This window comes from Streptomyces sp. NPDC059567, assembly GCF_042735655.1.
In the GTDB taxonomy this organism is placed as follows: Bacteria; Actinomycetota; Actinomycetes; order Streptomycetales; family Streptomycetaceae; genus Streptomyces.
This window is the reverse complement of record NZ_JBHWBS010000098.1, coordinates 21,149-28,982: the sequence shown is the minus strand read 5'-3', so window position 1 is coordinate 28,982 and position 7,834 is coordinate 21,149. Positions and strand designations below refer to the sequence as shown.

At 69.8% G+C, this 7,834-nt stretch carries 7 protein-coding genes; 4 read left to right on the top strand and 3 right to left on the bottom strand.

The genetic code is table 11. From position 1 onward, the window contains the following. Positions 1-48: 48 nt before the first annotated feature. Positions 49-1,455: a hypothetical protein gene (locus tag ACFVZW_RS30790; protein ID WP_384528139.1), complete on the bottom strand. Its 1,407-nt coding sequence runs from the start codon at positions 1,453-1,455 to the stop codon at positions 49-51. A gap of 110 nt (positions 1,456-1,565) precedes the next feature. After that, positions 1,566-1,772: a hypothetical protein gene (locus ACFVZW_RS30785; RefSeq protein ID WP_384528137.1), complete on the bottom strand. Its 207-nt coding sequence runs from the start codon at positions 1,770-1,772 to the stop codon at positions 1,566-1,568. A 132-nt stretch (positions 1,773-1,904) separates the two neighbouring features. Here ACFVZW_RS30785 and ACFVZW_RS30780 point away from each other — a divergent pair, with 132 nt between their 5' ends. Beyond that, complete coding sequence (locus ACFVZW_RS30780) at positions 1,905-2,879, top strand: carbohydrate kinase family protein (protein ID WP_384528135.1); 975 nt, start codon at positions 1,905-1,907, stop codon at positions 2,877-2,879. Between the two features lie 76 nt (positions 2,880-2,955). Here the strand turns inward: ACFVZW_RS30780 and ACFVZW_RS30775 are convergent, their stop codons facing one another. Next, a complete protein-coding gene (locus ACFVZW_RS30775; RefSeq protein WP_384528133.1) occupies positions 2,956-4,338 on the bottom strand; it encodes a cysteine desulfurase/sulfurtransferase TusA family protein in 1,383 nt (460 codons plus the stop codon). 286 nt (positions 4,339-4,624) lie between these two features. Here ACFVZW_RS30775 and coxB point away from each other — a divergent pair, with 286 nt between their 5' ends. From coxB to ACFVZW_RS30760, 3 genes are read left to right on the top strand one after another with little or no spacing between them, the layout of a single operon-like run. Then, positions 4,625-5,620, top strand: a complete 996-nt coding sequence (gene coxB / locus ACFVZW_RS30770) for a cytochrome c oxidase subunit II (RefSeq protein ID WP_384528131.1) — start codon at positions 4,625-4,627, stop codon at positions 5,618-5,620. Beyond that, positions 5,617-7,353, top strand: coding sequence for a cytochrome c oxidase subunit I (gene ctaD, locus ACFVZW_RS30765; RefSeq protein ID WP_384528128.1), 1,737 nt, complete (start codon positions 5,617-5,619; stop codon positions 7,351-7,353). The genes coxB and ctaD overlap by 4 nt, the downstream gene beginning before the upstream one ends. After that, a complete protein-coding gene (locus ACFVZW_RS30760; RefSeq protein WP_329121446.1) occupies positions 7,350-7,748 on the top strand; it encodes a cytochrome c oxidase subunit 4 in 399 nt (132 codons plus the stop codon). Before ctaD ends, ACFVZW_RS30760 begins: the two co-directional genes overlap by 4 nt. Positions 7,749-7,834 lie beyond the last annotated feature (86 nt).

Genomic DNA, 7,834 nt, shown 5'->3' with positions numbered 1-7,834 from the left:
GGACTTCCGGGGCGGCCGCCTTCGTACGTGTGTGCTGCCGTGTGCGCCTTAGTGGCGCGGGACGGGCTCCCCGCTCGCGTCCACGACCGTCCGGCCGCCCAGCGGCTGCTCGAGGGTCACCGTCCGGGTGACCTCCACCGCGATGGCGATGCACGCCCGGCCCGGCTCGATCGGCCGCTCGGTCACCTGCACGGCGACCTTGTCCGCCCGCTCCTCGGCCGTGGCCGTGTACTCGCTGCACACGCCGCCCCAGAAGGTCACCGACAGCTTCGTGCCGGAGCCGTCGACCCGGTACGACGTGAGCTGCCGCTCGGGCGCCGTGCCCTCACCCGGATCCTGCGTCGGGGGCGTCGTCGGACTGGGCTTCGCCGGGGGCGCCAGATGCTCCGGAGCCACCGCCGTCCGCACGACCGTGTACGGCTTCGCGCCGGCCTCCGCCTCCACCCGGAAGAGCCACGACGGTACGAGCGCCCGCTCACCGTCCACGAACTGCGAGGCGAGCCCGAGGACCGCGCCCGTGACCGCCAGCTCCTTCGGCTTCGCGTCCGGCTTGCAGGTCGTCGCCGGAGTGTCCGCGCCGCCCTCCGTGCCGGCCGGCGGATCCGTCGCACAGCCGCCGATGCCGATCGAGCCCGGCCCCGAGGACGCCTTGTTCAGCTCCTCCAGCGCCCTCTCCGCCCCGACCACCGGATAGCTGTCGCTCTTCACCGGGTCCTTCAGCTGCCCGCTGCCCGAGACCAGCTCACCCCCGGGTCCGACATGGATCCCGGTCGACCAGCCGTACGTCGGCAGCCCGCCGACGACCGGATCGGCGTTGACCACCCTTACCGCGCCCATCAGCTGGCCGGTGTCCAGCTTGGCGTCCTCCTGGCCGATCGCCTTCAGCACGGGAGTGGCCGCCGCCCTCGCCGCCGCCTCGCTCACCGGCCCACCGCTCGGGGGCTTCGCCTCGCCCGGAGGGGGGCACGCCTTGCCCTTCAGGCAGGTGTCGCCGACCGGGCCCCCGTCGTAGCGGGAGAAGGTCCAGCTGCCCGGGGCCTCGGCGGCCACATCGAGCCGCAGCCCGGAGCCGTCCTTCTCCGGCGCGATCTTCCAGACCCCGCCCTCGAGACGCGGCGCGCCCGCGATCCCCAGCGCCTGCGCCAGCCGGGTCACCTCCGCCGAGGTGACCCGGCCCTCCGGCCGGTGGACCGCGGCCGACGAGGGCCCTTGGGGCAGGGGGCCCTTGGCCTTGTAGACGGCGCCACCGCCGTTCGGGTCGGGCTCGCCCGGCGCGATACCGGGCCCGCCGTCGCCACCGCTCTTGCCGTCGAGCCTCAGCGGCGGGGGAGCGGCCGCCCCGGCGGGCCGGGTGGCATCGCCGTCGGCCGCCGTGGCGGCGAGATACACCCCGCCGCCCCCGACGAGCAGGACGCTCGCCGCCACCGAGGCGACGAGCATCGGCCGGTGCCGCATCCGCCGGTTCTCCGTACCGCTCACCACATCGCTCCTTCGTCCCTGACCCGGAAGGCATCTCCCCGGGAGACATCAGTGGGACGGAATGGGCGAGCGGGTGGTTCCGTCCCTCAGCCGCCGTATTCGGAGGTGGCGTCGATCAGCCGCGCCGAGGCAGGCGGGACGACCACACCGTGGATCAGTGCGGGGGAGACGGGGGCGGGGGCGTCGGCCGCCGGAACCACCCAGTGGGGGGCCATGCGCGCACTGTCTCCGCGCAGCTGGGCCAGGCTGAACTCGGACTCCTGATGCTCACGAGGAGCGGGGTACGTGGACATACGCGCACCGTACGCACGCCATGACTCCAGGGAAAAGACCTACTCTGGGGTAGTTTCCACTGTTCGGCAGGGCGCCTCCCACCCGGTAGCGTGAACTGTCAACCCCTTTCCGTCCCGCAGGAGCGCCCAGCCGTGCGTATCGCAGTCACCGGCTCCATCGCCACCGACCACCTCATGACCTTCCCCGGCCGGTTCGCAGACCAGCTCGTAGCGGACCAGCTCCACACGGTCTCTCTCTCCTTCCTCGTCGACAACCTCGACATCAGAAGGGGAGGCGTCGGCCCGAACATCTGCTTCGGCATGGGCCAGCTCGGCGGCAACCCGATCCTGGTGGGAGCCGCGGGCTACGACTTCGACGAGTACCGCGCATGGCTGGACCGCCACGGCGTCGACACCGGCTCGGTGCGGATCTCCGAGGTCCTGCACACCGCCCGGTTCGTCTGCACCACGGACAAGGACCACAACCAGATCGGCTCCTTCTACACGGGCGCGATGAGCGAGGCCCGGCAGATCGAGCTGAAGGCCGTCGCCGACCGCGTGGGCGGCCTCGACCTGGTCCTGATCGGCGCCGACGACCCCGAGGCGATGCTGCGCCACACCGAGGAGTGCAAGACGCGGCGCATCCCCTTCGCCGCGGACTTCTCCCAGCAGATCGCGCGGATGGACGGCGACGAGATCCGCACCCTCCTCGACGGCGCCACCTACCTCTTCTCCAACGAGTACGAGAAGGGCCTCATCGAGTCCAAGACCGGCTGGACCGACGAGGAGATCCTGAACCGGGTCGGCCACCGGGTCACCACCCTCGGCTCGCGCGGTGTGCGCATCGAGAGCGCGGGCGGGGAGACCATCGAGGTCGGCTGCGCCGAGGAGGACGCCAAGGTCGACCCGACGGGCGTCGGCGACGCGTTCCGCGCGGGCTTCCTGACCGGTCTGTCCTGGGGCGTCAGCCTGGAGCGCGCGGCCCAGGTCGGCTGCATGCTCGCGACGCTGGTGATCGAGACCCTGGGCACCCAGGAGTACACGCTGCGCCGCGCGAACTTCATGGAGCGCTTCACCAAGGCGTACGGCGACGAGGCCGCGGCCGAGGTCCAGGCGCACCTGGCCTGACGTCGGGGCCGCGCCCCCCAACCCCCGGCCCGGACGGCACACGCCGCCCGGGCCGCGGGGTCCGGGCCGCGACTCCCTAAGCCACCCGGCGCACCACGTACGCCGTGCCGCCCTTCGGGGACGGCTCCTCGCCCACGTACTCCTGGCCGCGCATCTCGCACCACGCCGGGATGTCCAGCCGGGCGGCCTCGTCGTCGGCCAGCACCGTGACCGTGCCGCCGACCGGCACGTCGTCGATCACCTTCGCCAGTTCGATGACCGGGATCGGGCAGCGCTTGCCCAGCGCGTCCACCACGAGCGAGCCCGCGGAACCCGCGCTGGTCACCGCCTCCGGGGCGCCCAGCCGCTCCCGTACCCCCGCGACCACGCCCGGAAGCACCTCCAGGAAACGGTCCACGTCCGTCTCCGGTGTCCCGATCGGCAGCGACACCCGGACGTTGCCCTCGCTCAGCACCCCCATCGCGCGCAGGACATGGCTGGGCGTCAGCGTCGAGCTGGTGCACGACGAACCGGACGAAACGGAGAAACCCTCCCGATCCAGCTCGTGCAACAAGGTCTCCCCGTCGACATAGAGACAGGAGAAGGTGACGAGATGGGGGAGCCGGCGCACCGGGTCGCCCACCACTTCCACATCCGGCACGAGCTCCGGCACCCGCGCGCGGATCCGGTCCACCAGACCGCGCAGCCGTGTCGCCTCGGCCGCTGCCTCCGCCCGTACCGCCCGCAGCGACGCCGCGGCGGCCACGATCGCGGGCAGGTTCTCGAAACCGGCCGCCCGCCCCGACTCCCGCTCGTCCGCGGGCCCTTGGGGCGCGAACCGCACCCCCTTCCGCACCGCGAGCAGTCCCACCCCCGACGGTCCGCCCCATTTGTGCGCACTTGCCGCGAGCAGCGACCAGCCGCCCTCCACGGGGCCCCATCCCAGCGACTGCGCCGCGTCCACGAGGAGCGGCACCCCCGCCTCTCGGCACGCCTGCGCGACCTCGCCCACCGGCTGCACGGTCCCCACCTCATGGTTGGCGGACTGCAGGCACGCCAGGGCCGTCCCCTCCGTCAGGGCCGCCGCGTACGCCGAGGGGTCGACCGCGCCGGACCGGTCCACCGGAACCTCCGTCACGGACCCGCCCGCCGCCGCGTGCGCCTCGCCCGCGTGCAGGACGGAGGAGTGTTCGACCGCCGACACCACGAGCCGCGTTCCGACACGCCGACGCCCCGCGAGGGCGCCGGAAACTCCGGAGTGAACCGCGCGCGTCCCCGAAGGAGTGAACACCAACTCGTCGGGGCGGCAGCCGACCGCCTCCGCCGCGGCCTCCCGTGCCGCGTCCAGGAGCAGCCGGGCCCGGCGCCCCTCGCGGTAGAGCCGGGCCGGGTCGGCCCAGCCCTCGTCCAGGGCGGCGAGCAGCGCCTGACGGGCTACGGGATGCAGTGGGGCGGAGGAGGCGGCGTCGAAGTAGGGCACCGGACAAAGCTAGCCTCCCGTCCCTCGAAGCCCCGTCAGATACCCGGCCCGCACCGCCGATCGCGCGCCTGGGACCCCCTTCGAGACCCTCCGCGGAATGATCCCGTCCACCCCTTCGGGGAGTCGGACGGCGCGTTGGGCACCCTCCCCGCGCGACCCCAAATAGCGTCCAGTAGGGTTTGGTCCGCATAAACATCCAAACCCCTGCCCGCGGCCGGGGCGGCGACCGACCAGCGAGACGGCCGTAGCCGACCAGCGCGGGCCGAGACTCTCGGGAAGGCGCTACGTGAGTCCCAACGGCTCCGACCTCCCCCGCAGCCAAGGCGCGGGTGGTACCCCCACGTCTCGGCGCCCGATGCGGCGGAAGCTGCCGCAGGTGCTGACTGCGGGCCTGATCCTGGCGACAGCCACCGGCTGCTCGTACAACTGGGAAGACTTCCCCCGCCTTGGTATGCCCACCCCGGTCACGGAACAGGCTCCCACGATCCTCTCCCTCTGGCAGGGCTCGTGGGCGGCCGCGCTCGTCACGGGCGTGCTGGTGTGGGGGCTGATCCTGTGGTCCGTCATGTTCCACCGGCGCAGCCGCACCAAGGTCGAGGTACCGCCGCAGACGCGGTACAACATGCCCATCGAGGCGCTGTACACGGTCACTCCGCTCATCATCGTGTCGGTGCTCTTCTACTTCACCGCGCGCGACGAGTCGAAGCTCCTGTCGCTCGCCGACAAGCCGGCCCACACGATCAACGTGGTCGGCTACCAGTGGAGCTGGGGCTTCAACTACATCGAGAACGTGCCGGGTGTGACGGGTGACGCGCAGACGGCCCCGAACCTCGACGCCATTCCGGACAAGTACCAGGACGACTTCCCGGCGAATGCCGGCGGTGTCTACGACGCCGGTATCCCCGGTGACCGGAACCCGCAGACCGGCAACCCGGGCCCGACCCTGTGGCTGCCCGAGGGTGAGAAGGTCCGGTTCGTCCTGACCTCCCGTGACGTCATCCACTCCTTCTGGGTGGTCCCCTTCCTGTTCAAGCAGGACGTCATCCCGGGTCACACCAACGTCTTCGAGGTGACCCCGAACAAGCAGGGCACCTTCCTCGGCAAGTGCGCCGAGCTCTGCGGTGTCGACCACTCCCGGATGCTCTTCAACGTCAAGGTGGTCTCCCCGGAGCGCTACCAGCAGCACCTGAAGGAGCTGGCGGAGAAGGGGCAGACCGGCTACATCCCGTCCGGCATCGAGCAGACGGACCCGGCCAGGAATGCGGAGAAGAACCAACTGTGAGCATCCTCAACGAACCCCAGGGTGCGGCCGCGGCTGAGGACTCGTACGAGAACGAGCTCCCGGTACGCCGCAAGCAGCCCGGCAACGTCGTGGTGAAGTGGCTGACGACCACCGACCACAAGACGATCGGCACGCTGTACCTCGTCACGTCGTTCGTGTTCTTCTGCATCGGCGGTCTGATGGCGCTCTTCATGCGCGCCGAGCTGGCCCGTCCGGGCACGCAGATCATGTCGAACGAGCAGTTCAACCAGGCGTTCACGATGCACGGCACGATCATGCTGCTGATGTTCGCGACGCCGCTCTTCGCCGGATTCGCGAACTGGATCATGCCGCTGCAGATCGGCGCGCCCGACGTGGCGTTCCCGCGGCTGAACATGTTCGCGTACTGGCTGTACCTCTTCGGCTCGATCATCGCGGTGGCCGGCTTCCTCACCCCGCAGGGTGCGGCCGACTTCGGCTGGTTCGCCTACTCCCCGCTGTCGGACGCCGTCCGCTCGCCGGGTGTCGGCGCCGACATGTGGATCATGGGTCTGGCCTTCTCCGGCTTCGGCACGATCCTCGGCTCGGTCAACTTCATCACCACGATCATCTGCATGCGCGCTCCGGGCATGACGATGTTCCGTATGCCGATCTTCACCTGGAACGTGCTGCTGACCGGTGTCCTGGTCCTGCTCGCCTTCCCGGTCCTCGCCGCCGCGCTCTTCGCGCTGGAGGCCGACCGCAAGTTCGGCTCGCACATCTTCGACGCGTCCAACGGCGGTGCCCTGCTCTGGCAGCACCTCTTCTGGTTCTTCGGACACCCCGAGGTGTACATCATCGCGCTGCCGTTCTTCGGCATCGTCTCCGAGGTCATCCCGGTCTTCAGCCGCAAGCCGATGTTCGGCTACATCGGTCTGATCGCCGCGACGATCGCGATCGCCGGTCTTTCCGTGACCGTGTGGGCCCACCACATGTACGTCACCGGTGGCGTCCTCCTGCCGTTCTTCTCCTTCATGACGTTCCTCATCGCCGTACCGACGGGCGTGAAGTTCTTCAACTGGATCGGAACGATGTGGAAGGGCTCGTTGTCCTTCGAGACACCGATGCTCTGGACGATCGGCTTCCTGGTCACCTTCACCTTCGGTGGTCTGACCGGTGTCATCCTGGCCTCGCCGCCGATGGACTTCCACGTCTCCGACTCGTACTTCGTCGTCGCGCACTTCCACTACGTCGTCTTCGGCACCGTGGTCTTCGCGATGTTCGCCGGCTTCCACTTCTGGTGGCCGAAGTTCACCGGCAAGATGCTGGACGAGCGGCTCGGCAAGATCACGTTCTGGACGCTGTTCATCGGCTTCCACGGCACGTTCCTGGTGCAGCACTGGCTGGGTGCCGAAGGCATGCCGCGTCGTTACGCGGACTACCTCAACGCCGACGGCTTCACCGCGCTGAACACGATCTCGACGATCTCCTCGTTCCTGCTCGGTCTGTCGATCCTGCCGTTCCTCTACAACGTGTGGAAGACCGCCAAGTACGGCAAGAAGATCGAGGTCGACGACCCGTGGGGCTACGGCCGCTCGCTCGAGTGGGCGACGTCCTGCCCGCCGCCGCGGCACAACTTCCTCACCCTGCCGCGGATCCGTTCCGAATCCCCGGCGTTCGACCTGCACCACCCTGAGATCGCGGCGGTCGACCAGCTCGAGAACAAGCCGCACGAGGCCGTGGCCCTCACGGGTGGCAAGGAGGCCGGCAAGTGAAGTTCCAGGGCAGGTTGTTCATCTGGCTGAGCATCTTCGTGCTCGCCATGGCCATCCTCTACGGCGTGTGGTCGAAGGAGCCGGTCGGTACGACGGCGCTGTTCCTGGCCTTCGGTCTCTGCATCATGGTCGGCTACTACCTGGCCTTCACGGCCCGGCGTGTCGACGAGATGGCCATGGACAACAAGGAGGCCGACGTCGCGGACGAGGCCGGCGAGGTGGGCTTCTTCGCCCCCCACAGCTGGCAGCCGCTGTCGCTGGCCACCGGTGGTGCGCTCGCCTTCCTCGCCGTCGCGATGGGCTGGTGGATCCTGTACTTCTCGGCTCCGCTGATCCTGGTCGGTCTGTTCGGCTGGGTGTTCGAGTTCTACCGCGGTGAGAACCAGAACCAGTAGCAGTACCCCGTAACACCCCGAGGGGGGGGGGGGCGCGCTGCAGTCAGCACAACAAACACCCGCTCACCGCGCGAACGAGCCACACA

Coding starts and splice junctions, on each gene's coding strand:
- ACFVZW_RS30790 (WP_384528139.1), bottom strand. CDS start 1,455: ATGCGGCACCGGCCGATGCTCGTCGCCTCGGTGGCGGCGAGCGTCCTG.
- ACFVZW_RS30785 (WP_384528137.1), bottom strand. CDS start 1,772: ATGTCCACGTACCCCGCTCCTCGTGAGCATCAGGAGTCCGAGTTCAGC.